This window comes from Massilia oculi (assembly GCF_017582745.1).
In the GTDB taxonomy this organism is placed as follows: domain Bacteria; phylum Pseudomonadota; class Gammaproteobacteria; order Burkholderiales; family Burkholderiaceae_D; genus Telluria; species Telluria oculi_A.
Map to the genome: position 1 here is coordinate 149,337 of NZ_JAFVIM010000014.1, position 22,190 is coordinate 171,526.

Below are 22,190 nucleotides of genomic sequence, written 5' to 3' on the forward strand. Positions count from 1 at the left end.
TCTACCAGACCGGGGTGCTGCCGATTTAAAATGCAGGTTTATTCCTTTAACGCAAGAGCGCGCTGCGCCCCCACCGAATGCCCCGTTTTTACTGCCCCCAGCCGCTCGCCGCCGGCCTCACCATCGACCTGCCGGAAGCCGTCGCCCACCACCTGCACGTGGTGCGCCTGCAGCCGGGCGCGGCGCTCACCCTGTTCAACGGAGAAGGAGGACAGTACCGCGCCACCCTGCTGGAAACCGGCAAGCGCCGCGCGACCGCGACGGTCGACGCCTTCGAGGAGATCGAGGCCGAACCGCCCTACCCCGTCACCCTGGCCCAGGGCCTGCCGGAAGGCTCGAAGATGGACTGGATCGTGGAAAAGGCGGTCGAGCTGGGCGTGGCGGCGATCCAGCCGCTGGCGGCCCAGCGCAGCGTGGTGCGCCTGTCGGGCGAGCGGGCCGAGAAACGTCAAGCCCATTGGCAGGGGGTGATCGTGGCCGCCTCCGAACAGTGCGGCCGCAACCGGCTGGCGCGGCTGCATCCGCTGCTCGACGTGCAGCCGTGGCTGGCGGCGCCGGCCGAGGGGGTGCGCATCCTGCTCAGCCCGCGCGCAACGCAGTCGCTGGCCGGCTGGGCGCGCGACCATGCTCCGCAGCCGGTGACCTTCCTGATCGGCCCCGAAGGCGGCCTCACGCCGCAGGAAGAAACCGCGGCCGTCGCCGCCGGCGCCCTGTCCCTGTCGATGGGACCGCGCGTGCTGCGCACCGAGACCGCCGGGCTGGCCGCGCTGGCGGTGCTGGCCGGGGCCTGGGGCGGCATGTAACGATTCGCACTATATAGAAGAGGAAAAGCCCGCCGGCATCCCTGCCGGCGGGCTTTTTACTGGACATCAAGCAGGCTTAGAACGTGTAGTTCGCGCCCAGGGTGAAGAAGCGGCCCACCGCGCCAGGCTGGTGCAGCGAGGCGTTGTACGAGGTCTGGTTGCCCGCGTTGCCGTAGGTGGCGACGTCATACGGGGCTTCCTTGTCGAACAGGTTCAGGATCGCGCCACGGATGGTCAGGTTCTCGGTGACCTTGTACGCCACGTTCAGGTTGGTCGTGGTGAACGACGACACGTCGCAGTACCATGCCGGCTGGACCAGGCCCTGGAAGTAAGGACGGCCGCCGACGTTAGTGCCGGTCGAGGCGCAATCGGTCTCGCCCAGGGCCGGATCGAAGGTCGAGAAGCCGCTCGTGTAGTTCACGGTGGCGGTCACGTCCAGCGGGCCGCGGGCATAGCCGAGGGTGAACTGGGCGCGGTCTTTCGGGTTGCCGGTGGCGCCGCCGACCGACGATGGACCTTGGGTGCCGGCCAGCTGGTAACGCTCGCCTGCCACTTCGGTCTCGTAGCCGAAGGTATGGGCCGCGCTGAGGTTGGCCGTGATGGTGCCCATGTCGCCCAGGCGCCAGCGATAGCGCACGTCGGCTTCGATGCCGTGGGTCTCGGTGCTGCCGGCATTGATGTACGGCGACAGGCCGTACAGGATCGGACCGGCGGCAGGCATGCCCGGCACCGTGTTGGTGCCGACGCCGGTCGCGATGTCGATCGTCGCCGCTGGACCGCGCACCCAGGTCGGGGTGAAGCTCGGATCGTTGCCGGCCTGGGTCACGATCAGGTTCTTGATCTGGATCTTGTAGTAATCCAGGGTCATGTTCAGGCCGCGCATCGGCTCGAGGATGACGCCGAAGGTGTACGACTTCGATTTCTCGGGCTGCAGGTCAGGATTGGTGGTCTGGACGTATGGCGGGCTGAACGAGCAGGCGGACGGCACGTTGCCGGCCGTGGTCTGGCTGCCGTTGGCGCACAGGATCGGATCGCTGATCGCGTTGAAGGTGAAGAAGGAACCTGCATTGCCGACCTCGGCCGGAGCCGGCGCGCGGAAGCCGCGTGCGAAGGTGCCACGCAGGCCGATCTGCTGGCTCGGCGTCCACTTGAAATTGGCTGACGGCGTGAACGAGCGGCCGTAGGTGTCGTAGTGGTCATAACGGCCGGCCAGGCCGACTTCGACGTTCTTGATCGGGGTCGCCTGCAACTCGGCGAAGGCGGCCTTGTTGGTCTCTTCGCCGATGGTGAAGGCCGAGGTGTTGGCGACCGCGCCGTTGGCCGTCAGGCTCGACGGTGGCGCATCCTGCTCGCGCTTGTGCCAGTGCAGGCCGGCCGCGAAATTGAGCGGACCGGCGCCAAAGCTCGACAGCAGCTCGCGCGAACCGATCAGGTCGGCGTAATTCAGGGTCGACTCGATCTTGTTGCTGAAGCGCGGCGATACCTGGCTCATGACGGCCGGCGAGTTATTGCCCAGCACATTGAAGGTGCCGTTACGCAGTGCGGCGTAGAGCGCGTTGCGGTTGACGTAGCCGCTATAGTCGAGGTCGTTCTTGACCTTGGTGGCGCCGATCGAGGCGGTCACGTCCCAGCCATAGGCGCTGCCGATCAGGTCGGCGGAGAAGCGGGTGGCGGTCGATTCGTTCTTGGTGGTCAGGGCGGCGCCGACATCCGGGATGTAGCCGTACAGTCGGGCATTCTGGCCGAACGGATTGGTGACGTTGGCGCCGACCTGGGCGCCCGGCGCGAAGGTCGTGTCCGGCACAGCGCCGACGCGCGGGGTCAGTACGCCGTTGACCAGTGTGGTGGTACCGTTGAACGCGGTCGGATTGAAGGCCAGCGGCGACGTGCCTGCGCCGTTGCGGTTGTTGGTGCTTTCGCGGCGGAACAACGAGCCTTTGAACTGCACTTCCCAGTCTTCGCTCAGTTTCTTGGTCATGCCGACCAGGACGTTGACGTTCTCGGTTGGCGGCTGGATGAACGATTCGGTGTCGCGCACCGCGCAACCACCGGCGCGATACTTGGTGAAGTTACAGTTTGGATCCAGGAACAGATAGTTGGCCGGGTTGTTGACGTTGGTGACGCCGGCCGGGTTGTTCGGATTGGACGGGTTATACAGGAAGGGGCTGCTCGACGCGGTCAGGAAGTTGTTGATATTGGTCGGCACGCCCAGGGTCAGGTCGTTGCCGCCGCGCGCGCGCCAGTCACGGTTGGCGTAGCCGAACTGCTCGCGGTCGGCGACATAGATCGGGTCCTGCTTGCGGTATTCGGCGGTGATGAAAGCGTTGTAGCCGTCGGCGCCGAGGTCGCCGATGCCAGTGCTGATCGAGGCGCGCTTCGTCTTGCCGCCGCCGTGCTGGGTGTCGCCCACTTCGGCCGACAGGCGGGTGCCGTTCAGGTTCTTCTTGAGCTTGATATTGATCACGCCCGCGATCGCGTCGGAACCGTACAGCGAGGAAGCGCCGCTTTTCAGGACCTCGATGCTCTCGATGGCATCGAACGGAATCGCCGACACGTCGACGAAGGAGCGCTGGGCGTCGTCCGACAGCGGATACGGGGCCATGCGGTGGCCGTCGATCAGCACCAGGGTGGCGCCGACGGTCAGGCCGCGCAGCGAGATGCCCGATGCGCCGTTGGCGAAGGCGCCGGCGAAGCCGGTGCCCAGGGTGCCGGCACCGTTGGCCGCCAGGTCGGTCAGCAGTTCGGCGACCGAGGTCTTGCCGCTCTTCTGGATGTCGGCCGCGGTCAGCACCTGGATCGGGGTCGGTGTTTCGGTATTGGTGCGGCTGATCAGCGAACCGGTCACGACGACGCGCTGCGGCGCTGCAGCGGCGGCTTGGTCCTGGGCCAGTGCCGGTGCGGCGCCAGCCAGGGCGCCGCTGGCGATCACGCAGGCGATAGCGCACGGCATCGACTTCAATTTCAACATTGTGTTTCTCCTTGCTGTTCTTTTGGATAGTTTTATGCAAGCGCAGCGTCTTGGACCGTGCGCAAAATGCCACCCTAAAACAAATTCGCCCACATCCAGACGCTTTTTCAAAGCGTTCCATATGCAGATATGTCGTAGGGAAGTCACTCTCAATAGGCGCCGATCATCAATCGGACGACTTATGATTCATTCCATAAAACCATATCGAAACAAAAATCGTCAACAAGCAAAAGAGATGTGCAGATTGTTAAAAAGTGGAAAACGATGGACCGGCACATTACGCCAGTCGCGGCTTCCCGGCGGCCCGCCAAGTGGCGCCACCCCAAGTATTATCGGACGAACGCATCCAAAACACCGCTAAGTCATTGTATTTACGAAAGTTTCATTAAATTATGGATGAGTTGAATCGACATGCATATCCATTTATTTCCGCAAACTGGCTATGTACGCCGTATGCATGGCTGCCAGATGTATAAAAAATGTAGCTGACTCATGGGATAGTTGCGTAAAAGAGACGACAAGAATGGATGATTTAATCAATTTCGACAAAATATAAAACATTTGAAGAAAAGTAGTTTCCTTTTTAAAAATAAAAATGCCCTGGCAATGCCAGGGCGGATCAGAGAACACCGGGAACGCCGACGTTTCTTCGATCGTCGATCAGAACTTGTGATCGTAGGACACCGAAATCCGCGCATAGCGCGGCGGGGTCAAGGACAGCGGGGTTTCGTACAGGCTCGACACCGCGTCACCACTGTTATAGGCTTCGGTCACGTTCTGCACGGCCTGCTCATTGGTCACGTTGAACACGTCGAGACGAAGCTGCAAGCCCTTGAGCATGGCCGGACGGTAGGCCAGGTTCAGATCAAGCCGCTTGTCCCACGGCAGGTTGCCGACGGTCCCGCGCTGCACGATGAAATTTTGTGGGACTTCGGCGCCACCGCACCAGAAGCTCTGGTTCTCGTAGTTCGGCGAATCGCCCGGGTTGGCCGAAGTGCCGATGCAGCTGCGCGGGCGGCCGGCGGCCAGCAGCACGTTGCCGCCGACCGAGATTTCCGGCGTGACTTCATAGAAGCCGAAGGCCTTGATCTGGTGCTTGCGGTCATTCGGCAGCAGGCCGTAGGCGCCTTCCATCAGCTCAGGATAATCCCAGGTCGAGGTCACGGCGACGTCGGCCTGGCCGTTATCGGAACGCACCTGGCCTTCGGTATTGCCCTTGTTGCGCGACCAGGTGTAGTTCACCTTGCCATAGAAGCCGTTGCGGTAAGGGTGTTCCAGGAACAGGTCGACCGCGGCGTAGGTGCGCTTCGGCTTGGCGAAGCCCTGATCGGCGGCGGTGAGCGAGACCTTGGTCAGGTTCGCCGGATCGCCCGAGAAGTCGACCATGAAGGTATTGTTGCGGCCCGGGTTGAAGGTCTGGCAGGTATTGCCCCAGTACGGATTGGTGATCTCGATGCCATTGGCTTCGGCGTAGCGTTCGAACGGACGCACGTCGCAGAAATCGTCGATCGTCTCTTTCAATTCGCGGTAAGTGGCCTTGGCGCCGAAGGTCAGGCGTGGCGTGATGGCGCGCTCGAGCCCGATGGTGACCTCGTCCTGGTAGGCCGGCTTCATGTCGAGCGCCGCGAGGGTTGCCACCACCTTGTCCTGGCCGAACTCGTTATTGCCCGACAGCGGTTCGGTCAGCTGCACCAGCCCGGTCGGGGCGCCGTTGGCGTCGACGCCGGTATAGGTGTAGTACTGGTTGGTGAAGGTCGAACGGCCGGCGCCGCGCACCGAGATGTGGGTCGGGATCGGCACCGAGTAGCGCCCCAGGGTGGCGAACAGCTTGGTCGTGCCGTCGCCTTTCACGTCCCAGGCCGCCGCCAGGCGCGGCTGGATCTGGTTGTCCATGTCGAGGAAGGTCACCTTCGTGTCGTTCTGGTTCTTGAACGACTCGCTGCGCACGCCGATGGTCAGCAGCAGGTTCTTGGTGGCTTGCCAGCGGTCTTCGACATAGAAGGCGCTCTGTTCGGCGTACGAGTCGGTGACCGTCGAGAACAGGCGCTTGGACACGTAGTAACCCTGGGTGCCCAGGCCGCCGCCACTGGCGGGCGCCGGCACCGTGCCGCCGGCCACGCCGATCGGCCGGTTCGGATTGGCCGTGCGGAAGTAGGCCCAGGTGCCGCCGCCTGCCTTGAATACGCCGGCATTGAGCGATTCGACGTCGGTGCGGTCGTAGCCCGCGCGCAGGTTGTGGTCGCCAAGGCGGTACTCGAGGTCCAGGCGACCCGACTCGACCTTGTCCTTCGCATCCGGCGCCAGGATGTTGCCCGTGATCGCCTGCGGGTTGGCGTGGTTAAGCCTGGCGCGCGGTTTTCCGGCGACGAGGTGGTCGAGAAGATGTTGGGCTGGTAGTTGCTGAAGGCATTGTCGTGCTTCAGCTCGCTACGGCCGTAGAGCGCGGTCAGGGTCAGGTCGTCGGTCAGGTTGCCGATATAGCGCAGCATGGCGGAGCGGCCACCGTTGTCGTCCACGTTGCGGCGGGTGGCGGTCGAGGTGACCACGCCGTTGCGGGTGCGGGTGGCGTAGTCGAAGCCACTGTCCTTGAAGGTGCGCTTCGGGAGGTCGCCCAGGGCCGTCAGTTCGAAGCGGTGATTGTCGGTGATGTTCCAGTCGACCTTGCCCATGTAGCGGCCGAGTTCGCGCTCATCGTCGCGCCAGCCGTTCTGGGCGTTCGAGGTGCCGGTGCGGAAGCCCTCGACGTAGCCGCGATCGTTCTCGATCATCTCGCCGGCCAGGTAGACGAACAGCTTGTCCTTGACGATCGGGCCGCCGACGTAGGCGCCATAGGTCTTCTGCTCGCGCGTGTTCTCGCGCTGGGCGCGGCGCAGGGTGCCGTCGGTGAGCGGGTTGTAGCCGGTGTTGGCGTAATAGATGTCGTTCTCGCTGGCGCGCCAGCTCTTCGGCTCGAACGTCACCTGGGCGCCCGCCTCCCAGGTATTGGTGCCGCTCTTGGTGATCACGTTGACCACGCCGCCGATCGAGCGGCCGAACTCGGCGCCGAAGCCGCCGACCAGCACCTGCGCCTCGGCGATCGCGCCGAACGGCAGCTGGGATGCGCCCAGGCCGGTCAGTGGATTGGTGACCGGGAAACCGTTGATGTAGTAGGAGTTCTCGGACGCCGCGCCGCCGCCGAACGAGGCGCCGCCGGCGAAGCGCGAGTCCACGCGGGTGGTGTTCGGCGCCAGCTGGATGATGCCCTGGATGTCGCGCGTCACCGGCAGCGCGGCCAGTTGACGGGCGTTGAAGGTGGCGCCGGACGAGGTCGAGGTGACGTCGATGTTGCGGCGCTGGCCGGTCACTTCGACCGTCTGCACGCCCGCCTCGGCAAAGACCGCCTCGGCGTTCTGGCCGATGCTGGTTTCGACCCTGGTGGTGGCCACCACGCTATCGCCGCGGTACTGGGTCACCGTATAGGAGCCGGTGGGCAGCGCGGTGGCCTGGAAGCGGCCTTGCGCATCGGGCGTCACGGTACGGCGCAGGCCGGTGGCCGGGTTTTCCAGCACGACGCGCACGTCGGCGCCCGGGGCGACGGCGCCGTACACCACCGACGTGGCGTTCGACTGCGCCAGGGCCGGCGCCATCGTGCCGATGGCCAGCACGGCGCCGCCGAATGCCAGCGTCAGGGCGTGGACTAGAACGGTTTTCTTGAGCATGTGTGATTTCCTGTCTTATGTCGGCCACTCCCACGGAACGGCCGCGGATGGTTGTATGTGAATCACGATCCAGGCAGCGTTGGCTGCTTTTCCTCTCTTGGGCCCACTGACGAAATATTCATTTAACTGATAATTAGACTAAAAGGCACTTTTCGGATAGAACCATGGGGAAACTTCTTGTGTCAATGACACAGTTCCCTTCGGTATGCATACAAACAACACTGTTTATGAGAAATCACAACGGATTACGCCAACCGAATAAAAATCGCCAAAAACGGGCACCGATGCACAGAATTGGCCATCTTTTGCACCAAATTGCCCATCAAACGAAATCTTCTTTCGCCGTTCACAGAACGGCTATGTACGCAGTACATATGGACCGAAATCGAGGAATTTTCCGTACGACCTTTGGATGGATGTCATATAGAGACAATTTTGTGAATTTTTAGTTACCAAGAAATAAGGGAGGATATTCGATCTATTGATAGTGCATTGCGAAGAACGGGCGACTCGCCCATCAGTACCGGATTTCAGTACCGCTGACCATCGAATTTGCAAGCACAGAAGCGCAGTTCGTTGATCCAGCACAAATCGATGTGAAAAAGCAAAAAAAAGGCCGCTCCGAAGAGCGGCCTTCTGGCTGGCGACGGCCTCGCGACCGCCACTCAAGATCAGAACTTACGATCGTACATCAGCGAGAAGCGTGCATAACGCGGCGAGGTCAGCGACAGCGGGGTCTGGTACAGGCCGCTGACGTTGGCGCCGTTGTTGTAGGCCTCGGTCACGTTGCGCACGACCTGGCTGTTGAACACGTTGAACACGTCGACGCGGAACTGCAGGCCCTTGACGAAGTTCGGCTTGTAGGCCACGTTCAGGTCGTAGCGGTGTTCCCACGGCAGGTTGCCCACCGTGCCGCGCGGGGTCAGCACGTTCTGCGAGCGGGTCAGGCCGCCGCAGTAGAAGGTCTGGTTCGCATAGTTCGGCGAGTCGCCCGGATTGGCGGCGCTGCCGATGCAGCTGCGTGGACGGCCCGATGCGATCAGCACGTTGGCGCCGACCACGACTTCCGGCGTGACTTCATAGAAGCCGAATGCCTTCAGCTGGTGCTTGCGGTGGTTCGGCAGGTAGCCGTAGGCGCCTTCCATCAGCTCCGGATAGTCCCACGACGAGGTGACGGCGACGTCGGCCTGGCCGTTATCCGAACGCACCTGGCCTTCGGTATTGCCCTTGTTGCTCGACCAGGTATAGCTGGCCTTGGCGTACCAGCCATTGCGGAACGGATGCTCCAGGAAGGTCTCGATCGACTTGTAGGTACGCTTCGGCTTGTCGAAGCCTTGGTCGGCCGCGGTCAGGTTCACTGGCGTCAGGCGCGACAAGTCGCCCGAGAAGTCGACCAGGAACTCGTTGTCCTCACCCGGGTTGAAGGTCTGGCAGGTGTTGCCCCACAGCGGGTTGGTGATTTCGATGCCGTTGGCTTCGGCGAAGCGCTCGAACGGACGCACGTCGCAGAAGTCGTCGATGGTCGAGCGCATCTTGCGGTAGATCGCCTTGGCGCCGAAGTTCAGCGATGGCGAGAAGGCCTTTTCGAAGCCGAAGGTCAGCTCGTCCTGGTATTGCGGATCCATATCGCGCGCCGCCAGGGTCTCGACAACCTTGTCCTGGCCATATTCGTTGTTGTTCGACAGCGGTTCGCTCAGCTGCACCAGGCCGGTCGGCGCGCCGTTGGCGTCGGTGCCGGTATAGGTGTAGTACTGGGCGGTATAGGTGGAACGGCCGGCGCCGCGCACCGAGATATGGGTCGGGATCGGGACCGAGTAGCGGCCCAGGGTGCCGTATACCTTCAGGCTGGCGTCGCCGTTGACGTCCCACACCGCAGCCAGGCGCGGCTGGATCTGGTTCTTCATCTCCAGGAAGGTGGTCTTGGTGTCGTTCTGGTTCTTGAACGACTCGTTACGCACGCCCAGGGTCAGCAGCAGGTTCGGGGTCGCCTGGAAGCGGTCCTCGAGGTACCAGGCGCTCTGTTCGCCAAACGAGTTGGTGACGGTCGAGAACAGGTTGCGGGTTACGTAATAGCCCTGGCTGCCCAGCGGGCTGCCGGTGCTGGCCGGCGACGGGATCATCACGCCGCTCGGCCCCTCGATCTGCGCGTTCGGGTTGCTGGCGCGGAAGTAATCCCAGCGGCCGCCGCCGGCGATGAATTCGCCCGCCGCGACCGACTCGACCTTGGTCTGGTCGAAGCCGCCGCGCAGGGTGTGGCGGCCCAGGCGCCATTCGACGTCGAAGCGGCCCGAGTCGACGATGTCTTCCGAGCCCGGGGCCAGGATGTTGCCGCTGATGTTTTGCGGGTTGTTGTAGCTGAGGCCAGGCGCGCGGGCGTCGACCGTCGACGAGATCTGGAACAGGTCCGGGTTGTAGCCGGTGAAGTAGTTTTCGTGCGTCGACTTGGAGCGGCCGTACAGCGCGGTGACGGTCAGGTCGTCGGTCAGGTTGCCGACGTAGCGCAGGGTGTTGAGCTTGGCGCCGTTGTTGTCGACGTTGACCAGGCGCTGGGTCGAGCTGACGGCGCCGGTGCGGGTGCGGGTGGCGTAGTCGAAGCCGCTGTCCGCCCTGGTCACTTCGGGCGTATCGCCCATCGTGGTGAATTCGATGCGGTGGTTGTCGGTGATGTTCCAGTCGAGCTTGGCCATATAGCGCTCGACCTTGGTGTCGCGGTCGCGCCAGCCGACGGCGCCGTTGTTGGTGGCGACGCGGAAGCCGTTGACCAGGCCCTCTTCGGTATCGTGCTTTTCGGCCGCGGCGAAGAAGAACAGTTTGTCCTTGATGATCGGGCCGCCGACGTAGGCGCCGTACACCTTGCGGTCGACGGTGTTCTCGGCGCGCGCCAGGCGCAGCGTGCCGTCGGTGGCGGCATTGTTCGGGGTGCCGGTGCGGCCATAGTAGATGTCGTACGGGGTCGCGCGCAGCGACTTCGGCTCCCAGGTCACCAGGCCGCCCGCTTCCCAGGTATTGGTGCCGCTCTTGGTGACGATGTTGACCACGCCGCCGATCGAACGGCCGAACTCGGCGCCGAAGCCGCCGGTCAGCACTTGCGCCTCGGCGATCGCGCCGAACGGCAGCTGGGCCGCGCCCAGGCCGGTCAGCGGATTGGTGACGGGGAAGCCGTTGATGTAGTACGAGTTCTCGGAGGCCGCGCCGCCGCCGAACGAGGCGCCGCCGGCGAAGCGGGTGTCGGCCGTGGTGGTGTTCGGGGCCAGCTGGATGATCGATTCGACGTTGCGGCCGATCGGCAGCGAGGCGAGTTCGCGTGCGTTGAAGGTGGCGCTGCTGCCGGCGCTGCTGGTGTCGATGGTGGCGCGGCGGCCGGTCACCTGCACGACGGCGCCGCCGCCGGCGGCCGGGGCGCCGGCGAAGATCGCCTCGCCGTTGCGGCCGATGCCGGTTTCGACTTCGACCGTCGCCACGCTGGCGCCGTCGCGCAGCTGCGTCACGCGGTACACGCCGCTCGGCAGCGAGCTGGCCACGAAGCGGCCCTGCGCGTCCGGGGTCAGGGTACGGCGGATGCCGATGTCCGGGTTCTCGATCAGGATCTGGACATTGCTGCCAGGGGCGACGGTACCGAACACGCTACCGGAAGCATTCGACTGCGCCATTGCCGGCGACATCACGGCCAGGCCCAGCGCGGCGCCGCCGAAGGCGATGCTCAGTGCGTGGACCAATACGGTTTTTTTCAACATGCGATTTCCTGTCCTCTTGTCGGCCGCTCTCATGAAGTGGCCGGTTCTGGTTTTTAGTTGTGGGCACAAGTCACTCTTACATGACTTTTTCTCTCCCCGCGACAACTGACGGCATATTCATTTAACTGATGACGCCGTTTCGTTGTCTGGATTCATCAGAACATGGGCCAAGTTCTTGTGTCAATGTAACACTTTGATCGTATGCATATAAACAACACTCTCCCATGAGCCAGAACCGTAGACAAATAAAATTCACCCAATTTGGTGCGGCGCTGCACAATTTTGGCCTTCTCATGCACCAGACATGAGGTCGCGCGCAATTTTCTGTCAAAAATCATGTTTTGTCAGACAAGTGTCGTATTTACAGGATGATTGCCTGCTTTTTATGCAAATAACATTTGGTCAAGTGTCACATTTACCTAATTTCGCTTGTATAAAAACCATCGTTTAGAGCATAAGGATATTTGTTCTACTAATAAAGCACAGCCAAGAAAACCCATACTTATACAAAAATCCAACCGACAGTCTTGGCGAATCTATGGGTGACGGTCAGTACGCAACCCGTCCGGCCGGCGCCAGGCGCTTTCCGCACACGGCCCCGATGACGCCAAGTAAAATAGCGCCTTGTCCGCTTCCTTTTTGTTGCCTCACCAGCAACCACCCTCCATGCTGCGTATTAACGAACTCAAACTCCCCCTGAACCACCCTGAAACCGCCCTGCGCGAGGCCATCCTGGCCCGCCTCGGCGTACCTGGCGCCGACCTGGTCGACTTCACCGTCTACAAGCGCAGCTACGACGCGCGCAAGAAGGCCGCCATCGTGCTGATCTATTCGATCGATGCCGAGGTGCGCAACGAGGCGGCGGTGCTGGCGCGCCTCAAGAGCGACCAGCACGTGATGCCCTCGCCCGACGTCGACTACAAGTTCGTGCAGGTGGGCAAACCGGCCCCTGGCACCCCGCGTCCGGTCGTGGTCGGCACCGGCCCCTGCGGCCTGTTCGTGGCGCTGGTCCTGGCGCAAATGGGCCTGAATCCGATCATCCTCGAGCGCGGCAAGATCGTGCGCGAGCGCACCGTCGACACCTTCGGTTTCTGGCGCAAGCGCAAGCTCAATACCGAGTCGAACGTGCAGTTCGGCGAAGGCGGCGCCGGCACCTTCTCGGACGGCAAGCTGTACAGCCAGATCAAGGACAGCAACCACCACGGCCGCAAGGTGCTGACCGAGTTCGTGCGCTTCGGCGCACCCGAAGAGATCATGTACGTCAGCAAGCCGCACATCGGCACCTTCCGCCTGGTCAAGATGGTCGAGCAGATGCGGGCCGAGATCATCCGGCTCGGCGGCGAGATCCGTTTCGAGACCCGCGTCGACGACGTGCTGATCGAGGAGACCGGCGGCGTGCGCCAGGTGGTCGGCGTGCGCCTCGCCAGCGGCGAAGAGATCGCGACCCGCCACCTGACGATGGCGATCGGCCACAGCGCGCGTGACACCTTCCAGATGCTGTACGACCGCGGCGTGTACATCGAAGCCAAGCCGTTCTCGATCGGCTTCCGGGTCGAGCACCCGCAGTCGCTGATCGACGTCTGCCGCTTCGGCCCGAACGCCGGCAACAAGCTGCTCGGCGCCGCCGACTACAAGATCGTGCACCACGCATCCAATGGGCGCTCGGTCTACAGCTTCTGCATGTGCCCGGGCGGCACCGTGGTCGCCGCATCGAGCGAGGAAGGCCGCGTCGTCACCAACGGCATGAGCCAGTATTCGCGCGCCGAGCGCAACGCCAACAGCGCGATCGTGGTCGGCATCACGCCCGACGACTATCCCGGCCACCCGCTGGCCGGGATCGACTTCCAGCGCGAGCTCGAATCGCGCGCCTTCGTGCTGGGCGGCGGCACCTATGACGCGCCGGGACAGCTGATGGGCGACTTCGTCAAAGGCAGGCCCTCGACCGAGTTCGGCGCCGTGATTCCCTCGTTCCGCCCGGCCGTGCACCTGACCGACCTGGCGACCTCGCTGCCGGACTATGCGATTGTGGCGCTGCGCGAAGCCTTCGTCGCCTTCGACAAGCAGATCAAGGGCTACTACAAGGAAGACGCGGTGCTCACCGGCGTCGAGACCCGCACCTCGTCGCCGATCCGCATCAGGCGCAACAACGACGACCTGCAAAGCCTGAACACGCGCGGCCTGTTCCCGGCCGGCGAAGGCGCCGGCTACGCCGGCGGCATCATGTCGGCGGCGGTGGACGGCATCCGAGTGGCCGAGGCAGTGGCCCGAGCGATGGCAGCCAAGTGAATGACCAGGTGAACGCACGCGCCGCCACTGGCGCCCAGGGCGTGGCCGCGCCCGCGCTGGCCATCCTGGGTTCGCTGGTGTCGGTCAATGCCGGCGCCGCCTGGGCCAAGGGCCTGTTTCCGGCGGTCGGCAGCGCCGGCGTGGTGGCGCTGCGGGTCGGCTTGTCGGCCCTGATCCTGCTCGCCATCGTGCGGCCATGGCGCTTTCCGCTGCGCCGCGCCGACCTGCCCAATCTCGTCATCTACGGCGTGATGCTGGGGGCGATGAACCTGTTCATCTACCGCTCGTTCGAACGCATTCCGCTCGGGATCGCGGTCGCGATCGAAGTCACCGGGCCGCTGGCGGTGGTGATCCTGTCCTCGCGCCATGCGCGCGACTTCCTGTGGGTGATCCTCGCCGGCGCGGGCTTGTGGCTGCTGCTGCCCGTGCGTGACAGCGTGGCGGCGCTGGACCCGGCCGGCGTCGCCTATGCGCTGGCGGCGGCGTTCTGCTGGGGGATGTATATCGTGTTCGGCAAGCGGGTGTCGACGCTGGACGGCGGCCAGGCCGTGTCCTGGGGGCTGCTGGCGGCCTGCGTGTTCGTGGTGCCGTTCGGCGTGAGCCACGCCGGCGGTGACCTGCTGGCGCCCGCGGTGCTGGGCGGCGGCCTGGCGGTGGCGCTGCTGTCGTCGGCCCTGCCCTATACGCTCGAGATGAAGGCGCTCAAGCGCCTGCCGCAGCGCGTGTTCGGGATCCTGGTCAGCGCCGGCCCCGCGGTGGCGGCGCTGGCGGGTTTTCTCCTATTGGGCGAACGGCTCACGACGCTGCAATGGCTGGCGATCGCGCTGGTGACGCTGGCTTGCGCCGGCGCGGCGGCGACCGCCGACCGGCGCTGATCACAGCCAGCCGGCCTTCTTGAATCGCCGGTACAGGTAAGCGCACACCCCCACCATGGTCAACAGCGCCAGCGGATAACCCCACTTCCACTTCAGCTCCGGCATGAACTCGAAGTTCATGCCCCACACCCCGGCGAAGGCCGTGAACACGGCGAAGATCGCGGCGTACGAGGCCAGCTTCTTGCTCACTTCGTTCTCCTCGATCGCCACCATCGACAGCGTCACCTGGATCGCGGTGTTGATGGTGTCGCGCACCGCGTCCAGGCGGCCGGCGATGCGGTACAGGTGGTCGTGCACGTCGCGGAAGTAATCCTGGGTCTCGACCACCACGCCCGGCACCCGGCCGCCGTACAGGCGGCCGACGGCGTCCATCAGCGGCACCACGGCGTGGCGCAGGGTCTGCGCCTTGCGCTTGAGTTCATACAGGCGCTCGACGTTGGCGCGCTGCTTGCCCTGCATGCCGAAGATGTGGTCCTCGATCGATTCGAGCTCGGATTCGAGCATGTCGACCACCGGGAAGTAGCGGTCCACCACGGCGTCGACCAGCGCATACAGCACGAAGCCGGCGCCCTTCCTGAGTTGATGCGGCTCGCGCTCGGCGCGCGCGCGCACGCCCAGGAAACCCTGGTTGGCGTCGCGCCGCACCGACAGCACGTAGTTCTCGCCGGCGAACACGGCCAGCTGGCCGACGTTCAGTTCGTCCCCGGCCAGCTCCACGATCTGGACCACGACGAACAGCGAGTCGCCGTACTCCTCGAGCTTGGGCCGCTGGTGGCCGCGCAGCGCGTCTTCCACCGCCAGTTCGTGCAGGCCGAATTCTTCCTGCATCACGGAGATGTCGGCGGGGGCCGGGTCGCGCAGGGCGACCCAGACGAAGGTGTCATCCTGTTTCAGGTATTCGCTGATATCCTCGACCGGGATATCGCACAGTTTCTTGCCTTCCTGGTAGGCGACGCAGTTGATCAGCATGGGGTGAAAAGGTAGAGCGGGCGATGCAGGAGCTTACACCACCCGCCGCACTTTTCACCATCAGACTTTATTGCGACGCTACTCCTCGCGCGCGCCGTCGATCCCCAGTTCCACGATCTTGCGCGTGATGGTGTTGCGCCCGATCCCTAGCCGCATCGCCGCGTCGTTCTTGCGTCCGTGCGTATGCTTGAGGGCTGTCCTGATCAGCGCCGATTCGAACTGGCGGCCCAGGATGTCCATCACGTCCATCTGCCCCGCGCTGAGCATCCCGGCGGCCTGCAGTTCGAGCAGGTCGATCCAGCCGTCGGGCGAAGCCGGAGCCTGCGCCGCGACCTGCATCACATAGCCGCCCGCGCCGATGCCGCCCAGCCCCGATCCGCCTGCGCCCGCCCCCACCACGCCATCGGCCAGCGGCACCGGATTGGCCTGTGCGCCGGCCTGGCCCTGGGTCAGGTCGCGCGGCAGGTCCTTGATCTCGACCGTCTGGCCGGGCGCCATCACGGTGATCCAGTTGCACAGGTTTTCCAGCTGGCGCACATTGCCCGGCAACTCGAGGCCGGACAGGAAACGCATCGCCTGCTCGCTCATGCGCTTTGGTTCGACGCCCAATTGGTGTGCGCTCTGCACCAGGAAGTGGCGCGTGAGGATCGGGATGTCGTCGCTGCGCTCGCGCAAGGACGGCAGGCGCAGGCGGATCACGTTCAGGCGGTGGTACAAGTCTTCGCGGAACAGCCCGTCGCGCACGCGCTGCTCGAGGTTCTGGTGGGTGGCGGCGATCACGCGCACATTGGCCTTCACCGGCTGGTGGCCGCCGACGCGGTAGAAGTGGCCGTCGGACAGCACGCGCAAAAGGCGCGTCTGCAGGTCAAATGGCATGTCCCCGATCTCGTCGAGGAACAAGGTGCCGTCCTCGGCCTGCTCGAAGCGGCCGCGCCGCATGGCCTGGGCGCCGGTGAAGGCGCCGCGCTCGTGGCCGAACAGTTCCGATTCCAGCAAGTCCTTCGGGATCGCGGCGGTGTTCAGGGCGATGAAGGGCTGGGCCGCGCGCGGGCTGTGCTTGTGCAGCGCGCGCGCCACGAGCTCCTTGCCGGTGCCCGATTCGCCCGTGATCAACACGGTCACGTTCGATTGCGACAGGCGGCCGATGGCGCGGAACACCTCCTGCATCGCCGGCGCATGGCCCAGGATCTCGGGCGTCTCGGCCGGCAGCGCCTCGACGCTGGCTTCGCGCAGGCTCTCCTCGAGGGCGCGCCGGATCAGCGCCACCGCCTTGTCGATGTCGAACGGCTTGGCCAGGTAGTCGAAGGCGCCGCCCTGGAACGAGGACACCGCCGAATCGAGGTCCGAGAAGGCGGTGATGATGATGACCGGCAGGCCGGGATGGCGGGCCTTGACGGCCTGCAGCAGGTCGATGCCGGACTCGCCCGGCATGCGGATGTCTGATACCAGCACCTGCGGGGTGTCGGTTTCAAAGGCGGTGAGGGCCTCGCGCGCGTTGGCGAAGCTGCGGGTCTCCAGGCTTTCGCGCGCCAGGGCTTTTTCGAGCACCCAGCGTATCGATGCGTCGTCGTCGACAATCCAGATTGGTTTCATGTATTCGTGCTTCCCGCAACATGGATTCAATAAAGGACTGGTCGGCGCCCTGCTCGCCCGCGCTTATGGCAGGGGCAGCAGGATACGGAAATCCGTCAGTCCAGGCCGGCTTTCGCACTCGATCACCCCCAGGTGCTGCTGCACGAAGGTTTGCGCCAGCGTCAGCCCGAGGCCGCTCCCGCCGTCGCGCCCGGATACGAGCGGATAGAAAATGCGGTCGCGGATATCGGGCGCGATGCCCGGTCCATTGTCGATGATATGCAAGTCTAATGCCAGCCCGTAACGGACCTTGGCCAGGGTGACCTGGCGCGCCACGCGGGTGCGCAAAACAATCTCGGCATCGCCCTGGGCCATGCGGCCGGACAGGGCCTGGGCGGCGTTGTGGGCGATGTTCAGCACCACCTGGATCAGCTGCTCGAAATCGCCGCGAAATTCCGGAATCGAGGCGTCGTAGTCGCGCTTGATCGTCAAGCCTTGGGGGAATTCGGCCAGGATCAGGCTGCGCACCCGCTCGCACACTTCGTGGATATTGACGTCTCCCACGATGTGGGGCTTGCGGTGCGGCGCCAGCAGGCGGTCGACCAGGGTCTGCAGGCGGTCGGCCTCCTTGATGATCACCTGCGTGTATTCCTGCAGCTCGAGCAGGTGGTGCGGCGGCAGCTCGAGTTCCAGCAACTGGGCCGCGCCGCGGATGCCGCCCAGCGGGTTCTTGATCTCGTGCGCCAGGTTGCGGATGAGTTCCTTGTTGGCCTGGCTCTGGTCGAGGATGCGCTCCTCGCGGTCGAGCTTCAATTGCTGCACGTTCTCGCGCAGCTCGATCAGCAGGGTGCCGTCGCCCAGCGCGCTGACGATGCTGTTCACGTGCAGCGGCTCGCGGTTGTTGCGCTGCAGGGTCAGGTCCTGGCGCAGGTCGGCGTACTGGTGGGCCAGCGCCTGGCCGATCAGGGCGGCCAGCTCGGCGCCGTTCTGGAACAGCTCGGGCAGGCGATGCCGCTGCAGCGACTTGAGCGACAGCTCCATCAGGTTCTCGGCGGCCGCGTTCGCATACAACACTTCGCCGTCGGCGCCGGTCAGCAGCACGGCCGAGGCCAGCAGGTCGAGGCCGGCGTAGCGCGCCGGATCGCCGGCGTCGAAGGCGGGAGTGTCGTTCATGGGTGGCAGGGTCATCTGATATTGCCGATCTCGCGCCGCAGCGCCTCGATATTGCGTTCGGTACGGCTGATCTCGTCGCGCATCGAGGCCACCCGCTCCTGGTACTTGGCGTAATTACGCTCATTGCCCTGGCGCTCGGGCTCGCCGTTATTGAATTCCTTCTTGAGGTCGGCCAGCTTGCGCTCCTCGATGCGCAATTCGTCGCCCAGGATCTCGCGCCGCTCGTCGTCGCGCGCGCGCTGCACCACATTGTCCACGCGCGGGAAGCTGGACGGGGTGCTGGCGGCGGCCGGGGCCGGCGCGCTTGCCGCACCCGATCCGCCGGACGAACGCGGGGCCGGGATCGGCGCCGACGCAGCCGGCGGCGAACTGTAGCCGGTGTCGATCAGCTGGCACTTGCCGACCTTGGTGTCGGTGTACAGCGGGCGGCCGTTGGCGTCCGTACAGCGGTAGATCTGGGCCTGGGCCGAGGCGCACAACAGCAGGGCGAATATGGCCACGGCGCCGTGAAAAACGATGTTTGTCATTCCTATCACTCGGTAGCTGGCATCGGCGAAAAGATGCATTGTAGTCGCGCCCGACTATACCCGAAGCAACAAAAAACGCGGGGAAAGCCATGGCTTTCCCCGCGTTTCATGGCATCGCCGTCAATGCTGGCGATGCGCAGGCACAACAACTTGCCAGACGATTACGACGAATAGTACATGTCGAATTCGGCCGGGTGCGGGGTCATGCGCAGGCGCTGCACTTCGTTCATCTTCAGCTCGATGTAGGCATCGATCATGCTGTCGCTGAACACGCCGCCGCGGGTCAGGAACTCGCGGTCCTTGTCCAGGGCTTCCAGCGCTTCTTCGAGCGAGGCGCACACGGTCGGGATCAGCTTGTCTTCTTCCGGCGGCAGGTGGTACAGGTCCTTGGTCGCGGCTTCGCCCGGGTGGATCTTGTTCTGGATGCCGTCCAGGCCGGCCATCAGCAGCGCGGCGAAGCACAGGTAGACGTTGGCCAGCGGATCCGGGAAGCGGGTCTCGATGCGGCGGCCTTTCGGGTTCGCCACGTGCGGGATGCGGATCGAGGCCGAACGGTTGCGGGCCGAATAGGCCAGCTTGACCGGGGCTTCGTAGCCAGGCACCAGGCGCTTGTACGAGTTGGTGCCCGGGTTGGTGATCGCGTTCAGCGCGCGTGCGTGCTTGATGATGCCGCCGATGTAGAACAGCGCGGTTTCCGACAGGCCGGCATAGCCGTCGCCTGCGAACAGGTTCTTGCCGTCTTTCCAGATCGACTGGTGCACGTGCATGCCCGAGCCGTTGTCGCCGTTGATCGGCTTCGGCATGAAGGTCGCGGTCTTGCCGTAGCTGTGGGCCACGTTCCAGATGACGTATTTCAGGTTCTGGGTCCAGTCGGCGCGCTCGACCAGGGTCGAGAACTTGGTGCCCAGCTCATTCTGGCCGGCGCCGGCCACTTCGTGGTGGTGCACTTCGACCGGGATGCCCATCGATTCGAGGATCAGCGACATTTCCGAGCGCATGTCCTGGAACGAATCGACCGGTGGGACCGGGAAGTAGCCGCCCTTGACGGTCGGACGGTGGCCGCTGTTGCCGCCTTCAAATTCCTTGTCGGTCGACCACGAGGCTTCTTCCGAGTCGATCTTGACGAAGCAGCCCGACATGTCGATCTTCCAGCGGACCGAGTCGAAGATGAAGAATTCCGGCTCAGGACCGAAATAGGCGGTGTCGCCGATGCCCGACGATTTCAGGTAGGCTTCGGCGCGCTTGGCGATCGAGCGCGGGTCGCGGTCGTAGCCCTTGCCGTCCGACGGTTCGATGACGTCGCACTGCATGAACAGCGTGGTCTCTTCCATGAACGGGTCGAGGTTGGCGGTGTTCGGATCCGGCAGCAGGAGCATGTCCGAGGCTTCGATACCTTTCCAGCCGGCGATCGACGAACCGTCGAAGGCGTGGCCGGATTCGAATTTGTCCAGGTCGAAGTGCGACACCGGGACCGTGACGTGCTGTTCCTTGCCGCGGGTATCGGCGAAGCGTAAATCAACGAATTTGACTTCGTTGTCCTTGACCAGTTGCATTACATCTGCGGCGGACTTTGCCATTCGGAATCTCCTAATTGAAAAAAGGAAGTCGGGTCATGAGAACCGACAACTTGCATCATGTTGAAGCACGAAGCATGCCAACTTGGTGAAATGCCACGTGCCAACTTATTTGCATGAGGGCATGCACAAATCGTTCTTGGGGGACGGGCCAGTTTACCCATAAAATCGCGTCGATCGACAGTCTTGTCGAAAGATTGTCAGCGCAGCTCGAATGCACCAATCGAGTGCAATTGCGTCACGATGCACCATTCCAGAGCAGGATACACTGATCCACGGTGGTGCAGCATGAGCGAATGCCCAAAAACGGAACGAAGATCATGACGACAGAAAATATTCTCGAGGCAGCGCGCCAGCGCGGCGCAGGTCAGCCCTATGCCGGTGCGGTGACGCCGCAAGAGGCGTTCGAGCTGCTCAAGAGCAGCCCGAAGGTCAAGCTGGTGGACGTGCGCACCAATGCCGAACGCGACTGGGTGGGCCGGGTCGCCATCCCCGACGCCCAGCATGCGGCGGTGCAATGGGCCACCTATCCGGGCGGCGTGCCGAACCCGGACTTCGGCGCCCAGCTCGAAAAAGTCGCAAGCCCGGATGAAACCCTGCTGTTCCTGTGCCGCTCGGGCGTGCGCTCGCGCCACAGCGCCCGCGTGGCGACCGAACTCGGTTATGCGAATTCCTTCGACATCCTCGAGGGCTTCGAGGGTGACAAGGATGGCGAAGGCCATCGCAAGACGGTCGGCGGCTGGTGCAAGGCGGGGTTGCCGTGGGTGGGTGCATGAGCGCGCAGGTGGAAGAAGGGGTAAGCAACCCCATAGAACGCCTGGTGACGGCGCGCGAACTGGCCGACCAGGGGCAATACGACGCCGCGCTGCAAGAGCTGACCTGGTTCCACGAGCATGCGCTGGAAGAGGATCCGTCGCTGGCCGGTGTACGCCGTTCGTATGCGCTCGCCGACTGGGCCCTGCTGGCCGAGGCCCATCCACCGGCCGACGCGGCGCTCGAGGCGGTGCGCGAACGCAGTACCGCCCTGCTGCTGGCCGGCCAGGGCAACCGCGACCACCTGCTCGACGTGGTCTCGATCGACCATGCGCGCGACCAGCCGGCGCGCACGCGTGACCTGTTCCTGCAATTGGAAAAGGTAGCGCCGGCGCTGGCCGCCTCCTGCATCCGGGTCGTGCTGCCGCAGGTGATCGCCGCCGGCGACGCCGAACTGGCCGAACGCCTGATGCCGAACCCGGAAGAAAACATCCGCCAGCATGCCGACTACCTGATGGACGCCTTCCGCGAGCGCCGCAAGCGTTTCACCGCTGCGCCCAGCATTCCGGCCGAGATCCACAACTATGTGCAGGACGTGAACGCCATCCTGGACGTGCTGGCGGCGCGCGGCCGGCACGCCGACGTTCACCGCCTGCGCCAGCTCGCGGCCGACGCGATTCCCGCCACCACCCTGCGCCGCGAGGTGCGCGCCGCGCTCGTTCCCGGCGCGCCGGCGTGGTACGAGCGCGGCATCCCGCGCCGTCGCAACGGGTAGCGTCGACCCGGCGGCCCCTGAACACAAAACCGGGGTCAGGTCTGACATTCGGACACGTTCTCAGCCTTAAAGCAGATCATTACAGCTTGGAAGGCTCGAGACAATCACGCTTTGGTTAAGGACTGCAGAGCCCGTGCCCGATTGGCAGACCCGATTGTCTGTCCGATTGTCAGACCTGACCCCGAAGTTCAAACGCGCCGACGTTCACCGCCTGCGCCAGCTCGCGGCCGACGCGATTCCCGCCACCACCCTGCGCCGCGAGGTGCGCGCCGCGCTCGTTCCCGGCGCGCCGGCGTGGTACGAGCGCGGCATCCCGCGTCGTCGAAACGCGTAGGGTCGGCCCGGCGGCCCCGTAAAACCGGGGTCAGGTTGAGATGATCCGGGTTTCATGGACTTCCGAATAGGGGACAATATGCCCCGGGAGGATTTACATGACAAACAAGAAGTTGCCATCGAAGCGGGAGATCGTTCCCGCTTCATCCG

At 64.2% G+C, this 22,190-nt stretch carries 15 protein-coding genes; 6 read left to right on the top strand and 9 right to left on the bottom strand.

Going from position 1 to position 22,190, the window contains the following annotated elements:
• The first annotated feature begins 77 nt into the window (after nucleotides 1-77).
• Nucleotides 78-803: a 16S rRNA (uracil(1498)-N(3))-methyltransferase gene (locus J3U95_RS17205; protein WP_208279892.1), complete on the top strand. Its 726-nt coding sequence runs from the start codon at nucleotides 78-80 to the stop codon at nucleotides 801-803.
• 76 nt (nucleotides 804-879) lie between these two features.
• On the opposite strand, the gene J3U95_RS17210 is transcribed toward J3U95_RS17205, so the two are convergent.
• From J3U95_RS17210 to J3U95_RS17220, 4 genes are all read right to left on the bottom strand, one after another.
• Nucleotides 880-3,771, bottom strand: coding sequence for a TonB-dependent receptor (locus J3U95_RS17210; protein WP_208279893.1), 2,892 nt, complete (start codon nucleotides 3,769-3,771; stop codon nucleotides 880-882).
• Nucleotides 3,772-4,431: 660 nt separating this feature from the next.
• Complete coding sequence (locus tag J3U95_RS28380; protein WP_229519893.1) at nucleotides 4,432-5,826, bottom strand: outer membrane beta-barrel protein; 1,395 nt, start codon at nucleotides 5,824-5,826, stop codon at nucleotides 4,432-4,434.
• Nucleotides 5,727-7,469 (bottom strand): TonB-dependent receptor, encoded by a 1,743-nt coding sequence (locus tag J3U95_RS28385; RefSeq protein ID WP_229519894.1) that lies wholly within the window; start codon nucleotides 7,467-7,469, stop codon nucleotides 5,727-5,729. Before J3U95_RS28385 ends, J3U95_RS28380 begins: the two co-directional genes overlap by 100 nt.
• Before the next feature lie 671 nt (nucleotides 7,470-8,140).
• A complete protein-coding gene (locus J3U95_RS17220; protein ID WP_208279894.1) occupies nucleotides 8,141-11,203 on the bottom strand; it encodes a TonB-dependent receptor in 3,063 nt (1,020 codons plus the stop codon).
• Between the two features lie 666 nt (nucleotides 11,204-11,869).
• Here J3U95_RS17220 and J3U95_RS17225 point away from each other — a divergent pair.
• Together J3U95_RS17225 and J3U95_RS17230 are read left to right on the top strand one after the other, a co-directional pair.
• On the top strand, nucleotides 11,870-13,489 hold the full coding sequence (locus J3U95_RS17225; RefSeq protein ID WP_208279895.1) for an NAD(P)/FAD-dependent oxidoreductase: 1,620 nt from the start codon (nucleotides 11,870-11,872) through the stop codon (nucleotides 13,487-13,489).
• Nucleotides 13,486-14,364 (top strand): EamA family transporter, encoded by an 879-nt coding sequence (locus tag J3U95_RS17230; protein WP_208279896.1) that lies wholly within the window; start codon nucleotides 13,486-13,488, stop codon nucleotides 14,362-14,364. The genes J3U95_RS17225 and J3U95_RS17230 overlap by 4 nt, the downstream gene beginning before the upstream one ends.
• Here J3U95_RS17230 and corA read toward each other — a convergent pair whose 3' ends face one another.
• The 5 genes from corA to glnA all read right to left on the bottom strand — a co-directional run bounded on the left by corA (nucleotide 14,365) and on the right by glnA (nucleotide 20,182).
• Complete coding sequence (corA, locus tag J3U95_RS17235; RefSeq protein ID WP_208279897.1) at nucleotides 14,365-15,333, bottom strand: magnesium/cobalt transporter CorA; 969 nt, start codon at nucleotides 15,331-15,333, stop codon at nucleotides 14,365-14,367.
• Between the two features lie 78 nt (nucleotides 15,334-15,411).
• Nucleotides 15,412-16,926 (bottom strand): nitrogen regulation protein NR(I), encoded by a 1,515-nt coding sequence (ntrC, locus tag J3U95_RS17240; RefSeq protein ID WP_208279898.1) that lies wholly within the window; start codon nucleotides 16,924-16,926, stop codon nucleotides 15,412-15,414.
• A gap of 63 nt (nucleotides 16,927-16,989) precedes the next feature.
• A complete protein-coding gene (glnL, locus tag J3U95_RS17245) occupies nucleotides 16,990-18,078 on the bottom strand; it encodes a nitrogen regulation protein NR(II) (protein ID WP_208279907.1) in 1,089 nt (362 codons plus the stop codon).
• An 11-nt stretch (nucleotides 18,079-18,089) separates the two neighbouring features.
• Complete coding sequence (locus J3U95_RS17250; protein ID WP_208279899.1) at nucleotides 18,090-18,605, bottom strand: DUF4124 domain-containing protein; 516 nt, start codon at nucleotides 18,603-18,605, stop codon at nucleotides 18,090-18,092.
• A 161-nt stretch (nucleotides 18,606-18,766) separates the two neighbouring features.
• Nucleotides 18,767-20,182, bottom strand: a complete 1,416-nt coding sequence (gene glnA, locus J3U95_RS17255) for a type I glutamate--ammonia ligase (protein ID WP_005668489.1) — start codon at nucleotides 20,180-20,182, stop codon at nucleotides 18,767-18,769.
• A 317-nt stretch (nucleotides 20,183-20,499) separates the two neighbouring features.
• On the opposite strand from glnA, the gene J3U95_RS17260 reads away from it, so the two are divergent.
• The 3 genes from J3U95_RS17260 to J3U95_RS17270 all read left to right on the top strand — a co-directional run bounded on the left by J3U95_RS17260 (nucleotide 20,500) and on the right by J3U95_RS17270 (nucleotide 22,041).
• The gene (locus J3U95_RS17260; RefSeq protein ID WP_208279900.1) at nucleotides 20,500-20,955 is read left to right on the top strand and encodes a rhodanese-like domain-containing protein; all 456 of its coding nucleotides are present in this window, start codon (nucleotides 20,500-20,502) and stop codon (nucleotides 20,953-20,955) included.
• Nucleotides 20,952-21,707, top strand: coding sequence for a hypothetical protein (locus J3U95_RS17265; RefSeq protein ID WP_208279901.1), 756 nt, complete (start codon nucleotides 20,952-20,954; stop codon nucleotides 21,705-21,707). Before J3U95_RS17260 ends, J3U95_RS17265 begins: the two co-directional genes overlap by 4 nt.
• Before the next feature lie 154 nt (nucleotides 21,708-21,861).
• On the top strand, nucleotides 21,862-22,041 hold the full coding sequence (locus tag J3U95_RS17270; RefSeq protein ID WP_208279902.1) for a hypothetical protein: 180 nt from the start codon (nucleotides 21,862-21,864) through the stop codon (nucleotides 22,039-22,041).
• The last annotated feature ends 149 nt before the right edge of the window (nucleotides 22,042-22,190 follow it).

What these genes read in the sequence shown, in the direction of transcription:
- J3U95_RS17205 (WP_208279892.1), top strand. Translation starts at nt 78, where the DNA reads ATGCCCCGTTTTTACTGCCCCCAGCCGCTCGCCGCCGGCCTCACCATC.
- J3U95_RS17210 (WP_208279893.1), bottom strand. Translation starts at nt 3,771, where the DNA reads ATGTTGAAATTGAAGTCGATGCCGTGCGCTATCGCCTGCGTGATCGCC.
- J3U95_RS28385 (WP_229519894.1), bottom strand. Translation starts at nt 7,469, where the DNA reads ATGCTCAAGAAAACCGTTCTAGTCCACGCCCTGACGCTGGCATTCGGC.
- J3U95_RS17220 (WP_208279894.1), bottom strand. Translation starts at nt 11,203, where the DNA reads ATGTTGAAAAAAACCGTATTGGTCCACGCACTGAGCATCGCCTTCGGC.
- J3U95_RS17225 (WP_208279895.1), top strand. Translation starts at nt 11,870, where the DNA reads ATGCTGCGTATTAACGAACTCAAACTCCCCCTGAACCACCCTGAAACC.
- corA (WP_208279897.1), bottom strand. Translation starts at nt 15,333, where the DNA reads ATGCTGATCAACTGCGTCGCCTACCAGGAAGGCAAGAAACTGTGCGAT.
- ntrC (WP_208279898.1), bottom strand. Translation starts at nt 16,926, where the DNA reads ATGAAACCAATCTGGATTGTCGACGACGACGCATCGATACGCTGGGTG.
- glnL (WP_208279907.1), bottom strand. Translation starts at nt 18,078, where the DNA reads ATGAACGACACTCCCGCCTTCGACGCCGGCGATCCGGCGCGCTACGCC.
- J3U95_RS17250 (WP_208279899.1), bottom strand. Translation starts at nt 18,605, where the DNA reads ATGACAAACATCGTTTTTCACGGCGCCGTGGCCATATTCGCCCTGCTG.
- glnA (WP_005668489.1), bottom strand. Translation starts at nt 20,182, where the DNA reads ATGGCAAAGTCCGCCGCAGATGTAATGCAACTGGTCAAGGACAACGAA.
- J3U95_RS17260 (WP_208279900.1), top strand. Translation starts at nt 20,500, where the DNA reads ATGACGACAGAAAATATTCTCGAGGCAGCGCGCCAGCGCGGCGCAGGT.
- J3U95_RS17265 (WP_208279901.1), top strand. Translation starts at nt 20,952, where the DNA reads ATGAGCGCGCAGGTGGAAGAAGGGGTAAGCAACCCCATAGAACGCCTG.